The 17,028-nt window shown below is 51.7% G+C and carries 19 protein-coding genes and 1 pseudogene; 18 read left to right on the top strand and 2 right to left on the bottom strand.

From position 1 onward, the window contains the following. Positions 1-8: 8 nt before the first annotated feature. From avd to D5085_04620, 13 genes are all read left to right on the top strand, one after another. Entirely contained in the window at positions 9-353 is a 345-nt protein-coding gene (gene avd / locus D5085_04680) for a diversity-generating retroelement protein Avd (protein ID QEP42489.1), read from the top strand. Continuing rightward, positions 350-1,369, top strand: coding sequence for an RNA-dependent DNA polymerase (locus D5085_04675; GenBank protein QEP42488.1), 1,020 nt, complete (start codon positions 350-352; stop codon positions 1,367-1,369). Before avd ends, D5085_04675 begins: the two co-directional genes overlap by 4 nt. Beyond that, positions 1,347-1,745: a hypothetical protein gene (locus tag D5085_04670; GenBank protein QEP42487.1), complete on the top strand. Its 399-nt coding sequence runs from the start codon at positions 1,347-1,349 to the stop codon at positions 1,743-1,745. Before D5085_04675 ends, D5085_04670 begins: the two co-directional genes overlap by 23 nt. Further along, positions 1,741-3,525, top strand: coding sequence for an AAA family ATPase (locus D5085_04665; GenBank protein ID QEP45055.1), 1,785 nt, complete (start codon positions 1,741-1,743; stop codon positions 3,523-3,525). Before D5085_04670 ends, D5085_04665 begins: the two co-directional genes overlap by 5 nt. A gap of 90 nt (positions 3,526-3,615) precedes the next feature. Next, the gene (locus D5085_04660; GenBank protein QEP42486.1) at positions 3,616-4,317 is read left to right on the top strand and encodes a caspase family protein; all 702 of its coding nucleotides are present in this window, start codon (positions 3,616-3,618) and stop codon (positions 4,315-4,317) included. Between the two features lie 33 nt (positions 4,318-4,350). Then, on the top strand, positions 4,351-4,737 hold the full coding sequence (locus tag D5085_04655) for a hypothetical protein (GenBank protein ID QEP42485.1): 387 nt from the start codon (positions 4,351-4,353) through the stop codon (positions 4,735-4,737). After that, the gene (locus tag D5085_04650) at positions 4,733-6,517 is read left to right on the top strand and encodes an AAA family ATPase (GenBank protein QEP45054.1); all 1,785 of its coding nucleotides are present in this window, start codon (positions 4,733-4,735) and stop codon (positions 6,515-6,517) included. The genes D5085_04655 and D5085_04650 overlap by 5 nt, the downstream gene beginning before the upstream one ends. A gap of 88 nt (positions 6,518-6,605) precedes the next feature. Continuing rightward, positions 6,606-6,812 (top strand): hypothetical protein, encoded by a 207-nt coding sequence (locus D5085_04645; protein ID QEP42484.1) that lies wholly within the window; start codon positions 6,606-6,608, stop codon positions 6,810-6,812. Next, on the top strand, positions 6,802-7,377 hold the full coding sequence (locus D5085_04640) for an OmpA family protein (protein ID QEP42483.1): 576 nt from the start codon (positions 6,802-6,804) through the stop codon (positions 7,375-7,377). The genes D5085_04645 and D5085_04640 overlap by 11 nt, the downstream gene beginning before the upstream one ends. Further along, positions 7,374-7,640, top strand: a complete 267-nt coding sequence (locus D5085_04635; protein QEP42482.1) for a DUF4258 domain-containing protein — start codon at positions 7,374-7,376, stop codon at positions 7,638-7,640. The genes D5085_04640 and D5085_04635 overlap by 4 nt, the downstream gene beginning before the upstream one ends. 2 nt (positions 7,641-7,642) lie before the next feature. Next, complete coding sequence (locus D5085_04630) at positions 7,643-7,843, top strand: DUF2283 domain-containing protein (protein ID QEP42481.1); 201 nt, start codon at positions 7,643-7,645, stop codon at positions 7,841-7,843. 32 nt (positions 7,844-7,875) lie between these two features. Then, a complete protein-coding gene (locus tag D5085_04625; protein QEP42480.1) occupies positions 7,876-9,888 on the top strand; it encodes a PEGA domain-containing protein in 2,013 nt (670 codons plus the stop codon). A gap of 626 nt (positions 9,889-10,514) precedes the next feature. After that, positions 10,515-12,320 carry an AAA family ATPase gene (locus tag D5085_04620; protein ID QEP42479.1) on the top strand — a complete coding sequence of 602 codons (1,806 nt, stop codon included), beginning with the start codon at positions 10,515-10,517 and terminating at the stop codon, positions 12,318-12,320. Between the two features lie 62 nt (positions 12,321-12,382). Here D5085_04620 and D5085_04615 read toward each other — a convergent pair whose 3' ends face one another. After that, complete coding sequence (locus D5085_04615; GenBank protein QEP42478.1) at positions 12,383-13,060, bottom strand: transposase; 678 nt, start codon at positions 13,058-13,060, stop codon at positions 12,383-12,385. A 597-nt stretch (positions 13,061-13,657) separates the two neighbouring features. Here D5085_04615 and D5085_04610 point away from each other — a divergent pair. The 5 genes from D5085_04610 to dcm all read left to right on the top strand — a co-directional run bounded on the left by D5085_04610 (position 13,658) and on the right by dcm (position 16,494). Then, positions 13,658-13,912: a hypothetical protein gene (locus D5085_04610; GenBank protein ID QEP42477.1), complete on the top strand. Its 255-nt coding sequence runs from the start codon at positions 13,658-13,660 to the stop codon at positions 13,910-13,912. Further along, positions 13,909-14,079 carry a hypothetical protein gene (locus D5085_04605; GenBank protein ID QEP42476.1) on the top strand — a complete coding sequence of 57 codons (171 nt, stop codon included), beginning with the start codon at positions 13,909-13,911 and terminating at the stop codon, positions 14,077-14,079. Before D5085_04610 ends, D5085_04605 begins: the two co-directional genes overlap by 4 nt. Positions 14,080-14,108: 29 nt before the next feature. Continuing rightward, entirely contained in the window at positions 14,109-14,516 is a 408-nt protein-coding gene (locus D5085_04600; protein ID QEP42475.1) for a hypothetical protein, read from the top strand. A gap of 111 nt (positions 14,517-14,627) precedes the next feature. Next, positions 14,628-15,308 carry a hypothetical protein gene (locus tag D5085_04595; protein QEP42474.1) on the top strand — a complete coding sequence of 227 codons (681 nt, stop codon included), beginning with the start codon at positions 14,628-14,630 and terminating at the stop codon, positions 15,306-15,308. Then, a complete protein-coding gene (dcm, locus tag D5085_04590; protein ID QEP42473.1) occupies positions 15,289-16,494 on the top strand; it encodes a DNA (cytosine-5-)-methyltransferase in 1,206 nt (401 codons plus the stop codon). Before D5085_04595 ends, dcm begins: the two co-directional genes overlap by 20 nt. A 41-nt stretch (positions 16,495-16,535) precedes the next feature. Here the strand turns inward: dcm and D5085_04585 are convergent. Next, positions 16,536-16,937, bottom strand: a pseudogene (locus tag D5085_04585) (transposase). Positions 16,938-17,028 lie beyond the last annotated feature (91 nt).

Here is a 17,028-nt window from a genome sequence, read left to right as displayed (position 1 = left end):
TTGATTACATGGCCCAAAGCTCAACCCCTAAAGCCGTTGATGGGTGGCATCAGCTGATGGAGTGGATGATACCGCTGTTGGATAACTTTCCCCGCACCCGTCGCCATACACTGGCACAGCGCATTGAGAATCTGCTGCTGGAGGTACTTGAGCTACTGATTGAAGCCGCCTACAGCCCACAAAAGCGCGACCTGTTAATCCGTGCTAATCGCAAACTGGAGCTGCTGCGCCATCTGTGGCGGCTCAGTTACCGGCTACAATACATCGGTATAAAGCGCTACGAGCACGGCATTAAGCTGATTAATGAACCGGGTCGCCAAATAGGTGGCTGGCTTAAACAGCAGCAAACATGAAGCGCCTTGGTCAGACATGGGAGGCGATAACCGACTTTGGTAACCTCTATGCAGCTTACCGACTGGCACGAAGGGGTAAAAGCAACCGGGAGGAGGTAGCCCGTTTTACCCTGCAACTAGAGCAGCAGCTACACCGTTTGCAGTGGGAGCTACAGAGCTTTAACTACCAGCCGGGTAACTACCGCCTGTTTACCCTCTACGAACGCAAACCACGCCAAATAGCCGCCGCCCCCTTTAAAGACCGGGTGGTTCACCACGCCCTGATGCGCATCATTGAGCCGGAACTGGACAGACGCTTTATTCACGATAGCTACGCCTGTCGCAAAGGTAAAGGGGTGCATGCAGCAGTGGATCGCTATCAGCACTGGTCACAACGCTACCCCTATGTACTACAGCTCGATATTCAACGCTACTTCCCCTCAATTCATCGCCCCACACTCAAACAGAGACTGCGCCGTTATCTAAAAGAGCCGCACACTCTGCACCTGCTCGATACCATCATCGACCATAGTCCTGAAGATGCCCGTTCAGATTCCGATTGCGGTATCCCGATAGGCAACCTGACCAGCCAGTTTTTTGCCAATCTCTATCTCAATAGACTCGATCACTTTATCAAACAGCAGCTACACTGTCGCGCCTATCTCAGGTATGTGGATGATCTGGTTTTGCTCGCTGATAGCAAACACCAGCTCTGGCACTGGTATCAAGTAATCAGCGACACCCTGCAACAGGAGCGACTACAACTCCACTCCCAACCCACACTCTCCAAAGTCACCGACGGCATCGACCTGTTTGGTTACCGTATCTGGCCCACAAAACGACAACTGCGCAACGACAACGGCCACCGTTTTGCCCGCCAGCACCGTCAACGCGCTCGCGCATTTGCAGCCGGACAGCTTGAGCTGACGCAAATGCGTCCGGCGGTGCAAAGTTGGATTGGTCATGCCCGCCACGGCGACACTGAGGGGTTGCGCCGCAAACTATTAGGGGGTATTGTCTTTAGCCGAGGGAGTTGATCGAACAGATGGCCAGCGCGTTCTGCGCGGTGGTTCCTGGAACAACAAACCGAACAACCTCCGTTCGGCCAACCGCAACAGGAACAACACCGGCAACCGCAGGAACAACAACGGCTTCCGTCTGATTCTCCAGTCCGCCTCGTGGGAATATTACCTGCTTACCCAGAGTGGCTGCGGTTACGGCTTCAGTCAGCGTGGTATCAAGGTGTCCATGAATCAACTTCCTGCCTGTTGCAAGGAAGGGACAGCCAATAGCAGCGTCAGGATGACAGGTCGCAGGGTCGGTAGCTTCGGCGAACGCCCTGCGTCCCCTTTTTCTCTTCCAGCTAAAACCCGGATAACAACCAATGAAACAGATGCAACCTATACCGATTAAACTCCCCTATGGCTTAAGCGACTTTAACGCCCTGATTAGTGAAGGGTACTACTACGCCGACCGCACCGACCTCATTCCAGCCATCGAAGAGGCAGGGCGACAGCTACTGTTCCTGCGCCCGCGCCGTTTTGGCAAGAGCTGCCTGCTATCGATGTTGGAGAACTACTACGACCTCGGCCGGACAGAGCAGTTTGAGACCCTGTTCGGCGCTTTGACTATCGGCCAGAATCCCACCCCGAACCGCAACCGCTACCTGATTCTAAAGTGGAACTTCTCTATGGTTGATGCCAGTGGCGATGTGGAACAAATCAGCGAACGGCTGCATGACCATATTAACAGTGAGATTGATACCTTCTCCATCCGCTACCGCCAGCTTCTGCCGCATAAGGTAAAGCTACATCCGAAAAACAGTCTGATATCGCTGAAAAACCTGCTCAATGTCGCCGCCGAAGCTGGTCATCCACTCTATCTGCTGGTTGATGAGTACGACAATTTTGCCAACGAAGTCTTAACCAGCCGCGCCCAGGGTAAAGCACGCTACGATGCCCTGACTCGGGGTGAAGGGATTATTAAAACCGTCTTTAAGGTGGTCAAAGCCTCCGCAGAGGGGAGTGGACTAGAACGGGTCTTTCTCACCGGCGTCTCGCCACTGGTCATGAGCGACATCACCAGCGGCTACAATGTGGTGGAGAACATCAGCCATTTTGCCGAATTTAATCGACTGTGCGGCTTTGAGCGCGATGAAGTGGTGGCGATGAACCGGCAGATTGCGCAGCTGTGCCAGCTACCGCCGGGGGCGGCGATGGAAGCGATGGAAGTGATGCGCCACTACTACAACGGCTACTGCTTTAGCGAAGCGAGTGACACCCGACTCTACAACCCGACCCTCTGCCTCTACTTCTGGAAACAGTGGCAACACAGCTGCGAATACCCCAAACAGATGCTGGATGATAACCTAGCGATGGACAAAAACCGCATCGCCTACATCGCCAGCCTGCCGCACGGCAGCGAAGTGATTGAACAACTCACCGCCAGCGACCGCGCAGTGACAATGTGGCTCCAGACCGGCTTTGGCATCGAAAAGCTGTTAGCGCGCGAAGTACCGGATGAGGGCTACCTGCTGTCGCTGCTCTACTGGTTTGGCGTATTAACCGTTGACGGAAACGACGCTTTGGGTAAGACCTACCTAAAAATCCCCAACCAAGTGATACGCCAGCTCTACTTAGAGCGGCTGCAGCAGGAGCTACTCCCCAGCTATGAGTTAGTCAACACCCGCGAAGCGGTGGCGGAAGCGTTCTACCTAAGTGGCGAAATGGCACCGCTAGCAGCCTTTATCGAACAGAATATGCTCCAAAGCCTCGCCAATCGCGACCTGCGCTGGGCCAATGAGTTAAGCCCGAAACTAATTTTCATGACCCTGCTACACAACACCTTCTTCTACAACACCCAATCGGAAGCGGCAACCGGCAAGCAATATATCGACATTCTGTTCGAAGTCCGCCCCGACCGCCGCCAGAGCCCGCTCCTCGACCACCTGTTTGAGCTTAAATTCATCCCGCTCAAACAGCTCAAACTGAGCGACCGCGAGCTGCAAACGATGAGCCGGGAGGAGTTAGCCGAGTTACCGCTGGTCAAAGCCGCGCTCGAAGGCGCGAAGCAGCAGGGAGAAGCCTACTGGCAACAACTCCAGCACGACCAACCCCAAAAAGCGTGGCAACTACAACGCCATGCAGTGGTGCTACTCGGCTTTAGTCGGCTGGTGTGGTTGAGTGAGTGCTGACCGAATCGCCCAGCTATTTGACTTGAGCCCAGCGACCCGTTTCGGTAGGATGCCTTACCCCCCTCCTTTAACCACCATAGGCTTACGAGCATGAACTATCGACTACTGCCCCTGTTACTATCTCTACTACTATCGCCGTGGCTACAAGCGCAGAACCGGGGCAGCCTGCCGGTGGACATCGCCCTACCCGATGGCAAACCGCTGCTGCAATACCAACAGAGCCACGCGCTCATTATTGGTATCAGTGACTACACGGCGGGGTGGGACGATTTAGACAGCATCCCCACAGAGCTGGATGATGTTGTGGCGGTTTTAGAAGAGCAGAGCTACCAAATTCACCGTCTCGATAACCCTGACAGCCGCGAACTAGAAGCGGAGATAAAACAGTTTCTGGAACAGTATGGCTACGCCCGTAATAACCGTCTGCTGGTCTATTACTCTGGTCACGGTTACAGCCTTGATAACGGGCGGCAAGGCTTTTTAGTCCCGACCGATGCACCGCTCCCCTCCCGTGATGAAGCAGGGTTTCGGCGCAAAGCACTTAACTTTAACGACATCTTGGCGTGGAACCGCAACATCACCACCAACCATGTACTGTTTCTGTTTGATAGCTGTTTTTCCGGCACCATTTTAGCGACCAAAGGGGCGGATGAACCACCGCCACTGATTAGCAAACTGATGGCCGAACCGGTAAGACGCTTTATCACCGCCGGCAGTGCGGGAGAGGAAGTACCGGCGCACAGCGTCTTTACATTGGCATCAAACGCTACAGTTACGGCACAGAGCAGTTAGGGCAACAGATAGGGGGCTGGCTGCGCCATAGCCGTGCGTAAACGCCTTAGCCAACTCTGGCCACAACTCATGACTTTGGAACACCTCTATCACGCCTATCGTCTGGCTCGGCGGGGCAAGCGCCATAAAAGGGCGATGCTGTGGTTTAGTCTTAATTTGGAGCAGGAGCTAGTTAAACTGCAACAAGAACTACAGCACCACACCTACCGCCCAGATCGCTACCGCCTCTTTACCCTCTATGAGCGCAAGCCGCGTCAAATCGCCGCCGCGCCGTTCAGAGACCGGGTGGTACACCATGCAGTGATGAGCCTGATAGAGCCGGCGATTGGTAGCTTCGGCGAACGCCCTGCGTCCCCTTTTTCTCTTCCAGCTAAAACCCGGATAACAACCAATGAAACAGCAGCAACCTATACCGATTAAACTCCCCTATGGCTTAAGCGACTTTAACGCCCTGATTAGTGAAGGGTACTACTACGCCGACCGCACCGACCTCATTCCAGCCATCGAAGAGGCAGGGCGACAGCTACTGTTCCTGCGCCCGCGCCGTTTTGGTAAGAGCTGCCTGCTATCGATGCTGGAGAACTACTACGACCTCGGCCGGACAGAGCAGTTTGAGACCCTATTCGGCGCTTTGACTATCGGCCAGAATCCAACCCCGAACCGCAACCGTTACCTGATTCTTAACTGGGACTTCTCCGCCATTGATGCTAGTGGTGATGTGATGACGATAGCACGCAGTGTGCATCGTCATATCAATAGCTCGATTAACTTCTTTAATAGTCGCTACGCCGAATACCTGAACCAAGAGGTGGTGCTTAACCTTGACGATGCGCTAGGGAGTCTCGAAAATCTGCTGGCCGCTGTGAAAACGCTCGGCCACCCGCTCTACCTATTGGTTGATGAGTACGACAACTTCGCCAACGAAGTGCTCACCAGCCGCGCCCAAGGCAAAGCACGCTACGATGCACTCACCACGGGTGAAGGCATTATCAAAACCGTCTTTAAGATGGTGAAATCGCTGGCGGGCGGTCGCGGACTAGAACGGGTCTTTCTCACCGGCGTCTCCCCCTTAGTGATGAGCGACATCACCAGCGGCTACAATGTGGTGGAGAACATCAGCCATTTTGCCGAATTTAATCGACTGTGCGGCTTTGAGCGCGATGAAGTGGTGGCGATGAACCGGCAGATTGCGCAGCTGTGCCAGCTACCGCCGGGAGCGGCGATGGAAGCGATGGAAGTGATGCGCCACTACTACAACGGCTACTGCTTTAGCGAAGCGAGTGACACCCGACTCTACAACCCGACCCTCTGCCTCTACTTCTGGAAACAGTGGCAACACAGCTGCGAATACCCCAAACAGATGCTGGATGATAACCTAGCGATGGACAAAAACCGCATCGCCTACATCGCCAGCCTGCCGCACGGCAGCGAAGTGATTGAACAACTCACCGCCAGCGACCGCGCAGTGACAATGTGGCTCCAGACCGGCTTTGGCATCGAAAAGCTGTTAGCGCGCGAAGTACCGGATGAGGGCTACCTGCTGTCGCTGCTCTACTGGTTTGGCGTATTAACCGTTGACGGAAACGACGCTTTGGGTAAGACCTACCTAAAAATCCCCAACCAAGTGATACGCCAGCTCTACTTAGAGCGGCTGCAGCAGGAGCTACTCCCCAGCTATGAGTTAGTCAACACCCGCGAAGCGGTGGCGGAAGCGTTCTACCTAAGTGGCGAAATGGCACCGCTAGCAGCCTTTATCGAACAGAATATGCTCCAAAGCCTCGCCAATCGCGACCTGCGCTGGGCCAATGAGTTAAGCCCGAAACTAATTTTCATGACCCTGCTACACAACACCTTCTTCTACAACACCCAATCGGAAGCGGCAACCGGCAAGCAATATATCGACATTCTGTTCGAAGTCCGCCCCGACCGCCGCCAGAGCCCGCTCCTCGACCACCTGTTTGAACTCAAATTCATCCCGCTCAAACAGCTCAAACTGAGCGACCGCGAGCTGCAAACGATGAGCCGCGAGGAGTTAGCCGAGTTACCGCTGGTCAAAGCCGCGCTCGAAGGCGCGAAGCAGCAGGGAGAAGTTTACTGGCAACAACTACAGCACGACCAATCCCAAAAAGCGTGGCAACTACAACGCCATGCAGTGGTGCTACTCGGCTTTAGTCGGCTGGTGTGGTTGAGTGAGTGCTGACCGAATCGCCCAGCTATTTGACTTGAGCCCAGCGACCCGTTTCGGTAGTATGCCTTACCCCCCCTTTAACCACCATAGGCTTACGAGCATGAACTATCGACTACTGCCTCTGCTACTGTTACTCATACTCCCACCGGCATGGTCAGCGACCCTGACCGCTGAAGGCTATGGCCCGACCACCAGCGATGCCCGGCGTAACGCCTTAGGAGCACCCTCCGAATCGCTCAAAGTCGAAGTTAAAAGCGACACCGCCAGCGCCGAAACCACACTCAGCCACACCAGCTATGCCCGATAGCCCTGCAGCCATGCCCTCCCTCGTTACCGCCCTCATCCTGCTCATCCTGAATCAAGCCCTGCACGCCGCCCCGTTTGCTGACAACCGTGACGACATGGTTCGGGCGCTAAGTGGTGGAGCCGCCCCGTTAACTCGCTCTTTTATTCGCCCCGGAGCAGAGGAGCGGGGATTACAGCCGGTACAAAACCAATCGATGCCTGCTACAGAAGAGCCCTCGGGACGGGTTAACCTGCGGATTGAATTTGACACCAACGCCGCCACCCTGCGACCGGGCTCAATCAAACTACTAGACGAACTCGCCGCCGCGCTGAACCACCCGAAACTACGCCAGAGCCGGATAGAGATTATTGGCCACACCGACTCAAGGGGGAGAGAGAGCTACAACCAGCAACTCAGCGAACGCCGCGCCGCATCGGTAGAGCGCTACCTGAGCGAACAACGCCATATTGAAGCCACCCGGCTGCAGAGCTCAGGACGGGGGGAGAGCCAACCGCTGGCACCGAACACCAGCCCTGCCGGTCGGCAACAGAACCGGCGGGTAGAGATTACTCGACTACAGCCATGAGTGATTCGTTTTACAGTCCCCGCTACCACAAAACAGTCTGGCTGACTGACCATGCCATAGAAGCGATGAGCAAGCGCAATATCCGACTGAGCGAAATGAAAGAACTCATTGAACAAGGTGAATATCGGCCTGACCACGGTACCCATGGCTGGATACATCACCACTTTACCCGGCGCGCCGATAATTTAATCTGTGCTGCCGTAGCCACGGCAGAAGCGATTATCGTCAAAACCGTCATGATTCACTGGCAACTGAGAGAGTAATGATGAAAATTGCCTACTATGAAGCAGAAGACACCCTCTATATCGAATTTAGCAAAGCGCCGATAGTTCGGGACGAATCGCTGAACTGGCATATCCATATCGGTTATACTGCCGAAGGAATAGGGGAGATGACCATCTTTGAAGCGGCTAAACAAGGCCACTATCCGCTACAAATCGAACGCATATTAGATGATGTTGCCTAATACCGACTGATACTATCTAGGGAGAACCACTAATGACTATCCGTTTACTACTCACTTTGCTACTACTGTTTTTGGTCACCGCAGCCACAGCCCAGAGCCGCCACGCCCTGGTAATAGGCAACGCCAACTACGACGGCAGTGCCGAACTAAAGAACCCGCTAAACGATGCAAGGCTGATGGAGAAGACCCTGAAACAGTATGGTTTCAAGGTATCGACCCATCTGAACGCCAACCGTCGTACCATGAAAGAGGCGATACAACAATTCACCCGCAAACTCGACCAAGAGAGCATTGGCCTGTTCTACTACGCCGGCCACGGCCTAGAGGTGAATGGGCGCAACTACCTGATACCGGTAGGGGCGAGTATCTCAACCGAAGCGGATGTTGAATTTGAATCGATAGATGCGGGCAGAATACTCAAAAGCTTTGAAGTGGCCAATAACGGCCTGAACATGCTGATACTCGATGCCTGCCGCAACAACCCGTTTAGTCGCGGCTTTCGTAGCGTAGAGACCCAGGGCTTAGCCAAAATGGCGGCCCCGAAAGGCTCCCTCATTCTCTACGCCACCCAGCCGGGTAATGTAGCCTCAGATGGGGCAGAAGATAACGGCCTATTTACCCAAAACTTAGTTGCCTCCATCAACACCCCGGGGCTAGCGATAGAAGAAGTGTTCAAACAGACCGCGATAGAGGTCAATCAAAAGAGCGGTGACAGCCAGACGCCCTACATCGAAGGCAATATATTAGGGGACTTTTTCTTTATTCCGCCGAGCGAGCAGGAGCCGATACAAGTCGCCGGTGGCGGAGCCGGCACCATAGGGCAACAAAAAGACCAAACCACGGCGACCTTAACCATTGAGAGCGAGCCGGCAGGGGCGACGATACGGCTTAATGGCGGTTATGCCGGAGCGACGCCAAAGAGCTTTGTGCGACAAGCGGGCAAGGCGGAAGTTAAGGTAGAAAAGAGCGGTTATGAGAGCCAAACCGAAACCTTTACCCTGTCGTTAGGAGATAACATCAGCTACACTTTTGACTTAACGCCACTGAACCGCGAACCGTTAAACCACCCGTTCACCGTCAGCACCACCCCAGCCAACGCCCGTGTTCGCATTCTTAACATCGTCCCGAAATACTATGATGGCATAGAACTAAAAGATGGCCGCTACCGGATTGAAGTCACGGCGGACGGCTATGAAAAGCATCTTGAGTGGGTCGAGCACGGTGGCAGAGCGACAGTGCACCCTGTCACGCTCAGTGAGATAGCCCAGTCGGTACAACAAACGAGCGCCCCCTCACAAAGCAGCTCACGCCCGACGACAACCAGCAGCCAGCAGCGGCGCAGCTACGAACCGGAGATGGAACCAGTGCCCGGTGGCTGCTATCAGATGGGCAGCAACAGTGGTGACAGTGATGAAAAACCGGTGCACCGCGTCTGTGTTGACAATTTTCAAATGGGTAAGTATGAAATCACCTGGGCACAGTACCAACCCTGCATAGACGCAGGAGTCTGCCCTAACAATGATGGAGACGGAGGCGATAATGGTTGGGGTAAAGGCAACCGTCCGGTTATCGAAGTAAGCTGGGACGATATTACCCAAAAATACATTCCTTGGCTGAATCGTCAGACAGGCAAACGCTACGCATTACCCTCTGAAGCGCAATGGGAGTATGCGGCGCGAGGGGGAACGACGACAAAATACTGGTGGGGAGATAACATCGGCCGCAACAACGCCAACTGTGACGGCTGTGGCAGCCAATGGGATGACAAAAGCACGGCACCGGTAGGCAGTTTCAAACCCAACGCCTTTGGGTTATATGACATGAGCGGCAATGTCTGGGAGTGGGTGCAGGATTGTTGGAACAACAGCTACCATGGCGCTCCGGCTGATGGCAGTGCTTGGGAGAGCGGTGAGTGTGGCCTGCGCGTTCTGCGCGGTGGTTCCTGGAACTTCAAACCGAACAGCCTCCGTTCGGCCGACCGCAACTGGAACTACACCGGCAACCGCGTGTACGACTACGGCTTCCGTCTGATTCTCCAGGACTAACCCTATGTCCCCCTTACCCTTTTACCCTTTAAACTCAGTGGGACGGATTAGGTGATGAGTGCCGATGGAGCCGTTACAGAGTGCCCCGCGTGCGGGGCTCGCGCGATTTTTTTGACAGAGTTATCCACAGGTTTAGGTTGATTACATGGCCCAAAGCTCAACCCCTAAAGCCGTTGATGGGTGGCATCAGCTGATGGAGTGGATGATACCGCTGTTGGATAACTTTCCCCGCACCCGTCGCCATACACTGGCACAGCGCATTGAGAATCTGCTGCGCAACAGGAGCGACTACAACTCCACTCCCATCCCGCGCTCCCCAAAGTCACCGACGGCATTGACCTGTTTGGTTACCGTATCTGGCCTGCAAAACGACAACCGCAGGAACAACAACGGCTTCCGTCTGATTCTCCAGTCCGCCTCGTGGGAATATTACCTGCTTACCCAAAATGGCTGCGGTTACGGCTTCAGTCAGCGTGGTATCAAGGTGTCCATGAATCAACTTCCTGCCTGTTGCAAGGAAGGGACAGCCAATAGCAGCGTCAGGATGACAGGTCGCAGGGTCGGTAGCTTCGGCAAACGCCCTGCGTCCCCTTTTTCTCTTCCAGCTAAAACCCGGATAACAACCAATGAAACAGATGCAACCTATACCGATTAAACTCCCCTATGGCTTAAGCGACTTTAACGCCCTGATTAGTGAAGGGTACTACTACGCCGACCGCACCGACCTGATTCCGGCTATCGAAGAGGCAGGGCGACAGCTACTGTTCCTGCGCCCGCGCCGTTTTGGTAAGAGCTGCCTGCTATCGATGCTGGAGAACTACTACGACCTAGGGCGGGCAGAGCAGTTTGAGACCCTATTCGGCGCTTTGACTATCGGCCAGAATCCAACCCCGAACCGCAACCGTTACCTGATTCTCAACTGGGACTTCTCCACCATTGATGCTAGTGGTGATGTGATGACAATTGCACGCGGTGTGCACGGCCATATTAACAGCGCGATTGAGCGTTTTTCGCTGCGTTACCACAAACAGTTGCAGCAACCGGTTAGGTTAAATGGAGATGATGCGTTGCGGTCGCTGGAAAATCTGATTAATGTCGCCGCTGGGGCCGGCCACCCGCTCTACCTATTGGTTGATGAGTACGACAACTTCGCCAACGAAGTCCTCACCAGCCGCGCCCAAGGCAAAGCACGCTACGATGCACTCACCACCGGCGAAGGCATTATCAAAACCGTCTTTAAGATGGTGAAATCCCTAGCGGGCGGGCGCGGACTAGAACGGGTCTTTCTCACCGGCGTCTCGCCCTTAGTGATGAGCGACATCACCAGCGGCTACAATGTGGTGGAGAACATCAGCCATTTTGCCGAATTTAATCGACTGTGCGGCTTTGAACGCGATGAGGTGGTGGCGATGAACCGGCGGATTGCGCAGTTATGCCAGCTACCGCCGGGGGCGGCGATGGAAGCGATGGAAGTGATGCGCCACTACTACAACGGCTACTGCTTTAGCGAAGCGAGTGACGCCCGACTCTACAACCCGACCCTCTGCCTCTACTTCTGGAAACAGTGGCAACACAGCTGCGAATACCCCAAACAGATGCTGGATGATAACCTAGCGATGGACAAAAACCGCATCGCCTACATCGCCAGCCTGCCGCACGGCAGCGAAGTGATTGAACAACTCACCGCCAGCGACCGCGCAGTGACAATGTGGCTCCAGACCGGCTTTGGCATCGAAAAGCTGTTAGCGCGCGAAGTACCGGATAAGGGCTACCTGCTGTCGCTGCTCTACTGGTTTGGGGTGCTAACCGTTGACGGAAACGACGCTTTGGGTGAGACCTGCCTAAAAATCCCCAACCAAGTGATACGCCAACTCTACTTAGAGCGGCTGCAGCAGGAGCTACTCCCCAGCTATGAGTTAGCCAACACCCGCGAAGCGGTCGCAAAACAGTTCTACCTAAGTGGCGAAATGGCACCGCTAGCAGCCTTTATCGAACAGAATATGCTCCAAAGCCTCGCCAATCGCGACCTGCGCTGGGCCAATGAGTTAAGTCCGAAACTGATTTTTATGACCCTGCTACACAACACCTTCTTCTACAACACCCAATCGGAAGCGGCAACCGGCAAGCAATATATCGACATTCTGTTCGAAGTCCGCCCCGACCGCCGCCAGAGCCCGCTCCTCGACCACCTGTTTGAGCTTAAATTCATCCCGCTCAAACAGCTCAAACTGAGCGACCGCGAGCTGCAAACGATGAGCCGGGAGGAGTTAGCCGAGTTACCGCTGGTCAAAGCCGCGCTCGAAGGCGCGAAGCAGCAGGGAGAAGTTTACTGGCAACAACTCCAGCACGACCAACCCCAAAAAGCGTGGCAACTACAACGCCATGCAGTGGTGCTACTCGGCTTTAGTCGGCTGGTGTGGGAATTACGGTGACGGAATTACGGTGACACCTTACCAATTAGAATTACGGTGACACCTTACCAATTACACTAATTTTAACTGTCCATCCCCTTACTCTGTGATGGCGGGCGACCACGCTTGCCCGGTCTCAATGAGCGACCCAATGTCTTTTCCAGTTCCGCCAACGCTTGATCTCCCATCAACGGGCGCCCAATACTTTGCCCCTTTGCCAAGGCGGCTTCAAGTTCTGCGTTCGCCGGCATGTCGAGAAATTCATCAAGTCGTTCGACGCGATCTAAAAGCGGCTTGACGACGACTAAGCCATCATCCTTTCCCCTAAAGTGGGCTAAAGTACTAGACCACTTCCAATCTACGGCAGTGGCCGAAAGCTTTGCTTTAACCGGGTTCATTGCGACATAGCGAAAGGCTGCCATCAAGTGAGCTTCATCCATGGCAACTGAGCCGAAGCGCCCCTGAAACAGATGACCTGTAACGCGAAGTCTTGCATTGATATAGGCGCTGTAACGACGATGCGTTTCCCCCACAGCCCGAGACAATCCGGTTTCGTCTGACGGTACCAGAATTAGGTGTGTATGGTTCGGCATCAAACAATAGCACCAAACCATCACGCCATTTGCCTGACAAGCTGCTGCCAGCCAATCTTTATAGAGCGCGTAGTCCTCCTCTTCAAAGAACACTTTCTGACGCCGGTTACCCCGCTGAGTCACATGATGCGGAACACCGGGCACGATGATTCTGGGAAGTCTTGCCATGTCGCGATCTTACCGGACGAGATAATGAGTGTAAATGGTAAAGTGTCACCGTAATTCTACATGTCTTTAGGTGGCCGACCTTGTGTGGGTTGTCGTTTTTCTTGAAGAATGGACTTTAAAGCGTGGCGAAAGGCGGCAGTATCTCTCGAAGAGTCTGCTTTGATTAACTGTCTTAGTATTTACCATTAGTCACTGTTTATTTGCACTATTCATTCATAATCAAACATTTAATGGGTATATTTTAGCTGAAGTTATGCGTTTTGGAAAGAAATTCTGTCTTTGGTTTCGTGGTTTACAGCGTGCATGAGGCTTGTGAGCTATCGATTCCAGATTTCTCCCAAACACACCAAACTTGAACTACAGGCAGGAGTCGGTCATATCTGGTAACCTTACGCCACCATAGCATAAAAAGCTCCGAAAAATTTGTTTCACTACTCCCCTGATGAACCACAGAGGAGAACAGAGATGCCGAACCCCACCCTAGCGGCCGTATCGCAGGCCTTTAAAGATTGGCGGGAGAACCCAGAAAAGAGCGCGCGAAGCCGAATTCCCGAGGCGCTGCAACAATAAGCCGTAGCGTTAATAGGCCACTACCCGGTGAGCCACATACTCAAAGCGCTGCGCATCAATTACCGTCAACTCAGCAGCTGGAAGAAGAGCCGGGAGGAGAACGACACCATCCCGGGATTCATCGCGCTTGAGCCGTCAGAGCCGACTAGCGAACCTCTTCTAGCTCTCAAATGGACGACCGAAACCACTACCGGTCGACCATTGAGTGTGGAGGGCGAGTTATCACCGGAACAATGGCGGCAACTACTGCCCCTGCTCAGTCAGATGGGAGCTAACTCATGATCTACCTCACAGAACAGACTCCGGTGATGATAGCGACAGCACCGGCTGATTTTCGCCGTGGCATCGACGGCTTTGTCGCGCTGTGCCAACACCAACTCGGCCAACAGCCGCGCTCGGGCACCGTGTTTGCCTTTATTAACCGCTCCAAAAATTTGCCGATTTACTGAAGGTTGTAATCATTGTCAAAACGAATCAAATGAGTGGTGCACACTCTCATGTCATTCTCTTCAGTAGTGATGTGGAATTAGGCTATGAGAAGTTGGTTGACTACTACCGACTCAGATTCCAAATTGAGTTCAATTTTAGGGATGCCAAGCAGTACTGGGGACTGGAAGATTTTATGGCCGTCAAACAAATACCAGTTTACAACAGTGCTAATCTTGCGATGCTGATGGTTAACCTCTCTTATATATTACGCCAGTCCATGCGTGAAGAGTGTCCAGACTTCAGTGTGAACGATCTCAAAGCGGAGTTCAGAGGGCGCCAATATGTTTTGGAAGCTTTAAAATTGTTTCCAGAAATGCCGGATGCGGTTATTATTGACCAAATTATTCAGCAGGCGGCTAATAGAGGCCGTATTAATCAGATACCTAAGGCTGCCTAGCATGAATAATTTTGGCGAAGGTATTGATATATCTACATTTAGAAATATTTGCGAAAGACGGTTGCGCCGTCTATTACATGTTATGTGTAGAAGAACAATATAAGGAATACGATGGCAAAGAATTTTCAAGATGATGACAGAGAAGAAGCTATGATTGCTCTATTTGATCTGTATAAAGATGAGACAGAGGGACGTTCAGGAGTAGATGCTTTTCTAAAAATAGATGGAAAAACTATTCCCTTTGAACTGAAAACGACATCGCAAGGTTCTGTTGCCACAGTAAGAGACTTTGGGCCAGATCATGTCCGAAAGTGGAAAAACAAACATTGGCTCATAGGCTTTTTTGTCAAGGGTAAGGAATATTACAAGTATGGTTCCCCCTCCATGATGTCAGACTGGATTAATAACAAAGAAAAATATATTGCTCCAGATTTCAAATTGGCAGAGCTTGTGCCAGCAAAAATAAAACTCCAAGATATGTATCAAATTATAGGTAAAAAAGATATTTACACATATGATGATGCCAAGGCTATTCAAAAAATGCAGTACAAGAAAGAACAATATTTACAGTTACAAGATTTGGATCAAGGATATAGCCCCGAGAGAATGCTTGAAATAATCAAAGATCGGGCGCAGTATTTAATAGAAAGGGGAAGCACCTTAAATAATCCACATATTCCTTTTGGTTATTTTGAAGGATGGACAGAAATAACGGCTAATCATGCCGAGCAATTGCGTATTATGGTTCGAGAATATCTGGAGAAAAACGCCAATGACACAACCTCAAAATAATATATCTGTTTATAAAAATGGCGCTCAAAAAGTGTATGATATTACTGATGAAAAAAGAGAATGGTATAGAAAGATATCTCACGAATCACGCCTCTCTAAACTTTCCGCAGAAGAAGGACTTATAGATAGTATCCATGAAGTAAATACACCAAGATTTACCCCTGATTTATTAATGCCTCAATTAGAATGCAATGGTTTAACCGCAATTAGTCTGTTTAGTGGAGGTGGTGGTTTAGATTTGGGTTTTCTTAGGGCTGGCTATAAACACATAGCGTCTTATGAGCTTATACCTATATGTAAAGATACCCTAACTGCGAATATTAAATCCACAAATATATATTGTGGTCCAGACGAGGGCGATGTAAAGAAAATAAATTGGAATATTTATAAAGATCAAATAGATATTGTTCATGGTGGGCCACCATGCCAACCATTCTCAATAGCAGGAGCACAAAAAGGTGCAGATGATGAAAGAAACATGTGGGGAGAGTTTAGCAGAGCAGTTAATGCGATAAAACCTCGTGTGTTTATAGCAGAAAATGTACCAGGAATACTTAATCCAAAGTTTAATGATTTTGTAAAAAAATATATATTGGACGAACTGGCAGATTATTCAATAACTACATTCAAAATGCATACTGCTGATTATGGGGTGCCACAGATTAGAGAAAGAGTTTTCTTTGTTGGCTTTAGAAGCAAATCCCGATTGAAAAAATTTACCCCTCCTTGCCCCACGCATACTTGGGATCATTTAGGAAAAAATAATTCTTACCATACTTGTTCTTTATTTGACATGGGCCTTAAAAAAACAAATGGAGTTAGGGACTGTTTGGGGTTACAAAACATTGGATTTGATAATTTAGCTCCAACTATTAGAAGTGCCTTTACGGGGAAGAGAAATACAACTTCTATCTTAAATAGCACAGCAGGTCAAAAAGCTTGGGGAGACATGCAAATATGGCCTAACGGAGTTCAGGCGAGTAGGGAAAAGGCATCAGCCTTTCCCGCTAAAAATAAACACTTTAGACTGTCGGTTCAAGATGTTGGTTTAATTCAAGGGTTCCCAGAGTCATGGAAATTTGCAGGAGCGGTGTATCAGGTTCTCGGTCAAATTGGCAATTCAGTTTCACCTCCTGTCGCTTATCATGTCGCGGTAAGTGCCTTAAATGCATTGAAAAACACATAACCAGGCGCTGCACCGGACGGCAATTCCGCTGCGCTCCATTCAATACTTTGCCCCTTTGCCAAGGCGGCTTCAAGTTCTGCGTTCGCCGGCATGTCGAGAAATTCATCAAGTCGTTCGACGCGATCTAAAAGCGGCTTGACGACGACTAAGCCATCATCCTTTCCCCTAAAGTGGGCTAAAGTACTAGACCACTTCCAATCTACGGCAGTGGCCGAAAGCTTTGCTTTAACCGGGTTCATTGCGACATAGCGAAAGGCTGCCATCAAGTGAGCTTCATCCATGGCAACTGAGCCGAAGCGCCCCTGAAACAGATGACCTGTAACGCGAAGTCTTGCATTGATATAGGCGCTGTAACGACGATGCGTTTCCCCCACAGCCCGAGACAATCCGGTTTCGTCTGACGGTACCAGAATTAGGTGTGTATGGTTCGGCATCAAACAATAGCACCGGAAGCTGTCAAGCAATTTGAGACCAGTTGTTAAAAAAATAAAGCTCTAAATCTAGCCGGTGATTGCCACTGCCCTCACCGGCAAA

Source organism: Ectothiorhodospiraceae bacterium BW-2 (assembly GCA_008375315.1).
In the GTDB taxonomy this organism is placed as follows: domain Bacteria; phylum Pseudomonadota; class Gammaproteobacteria; order Thiohalomonadales; family Thiohalomonadaceae; genus BW-2.
Note: the sequence above shows the minus strand (reverse complement) of the source record. Positions and strands in the feature narration are given on the sequence as shown.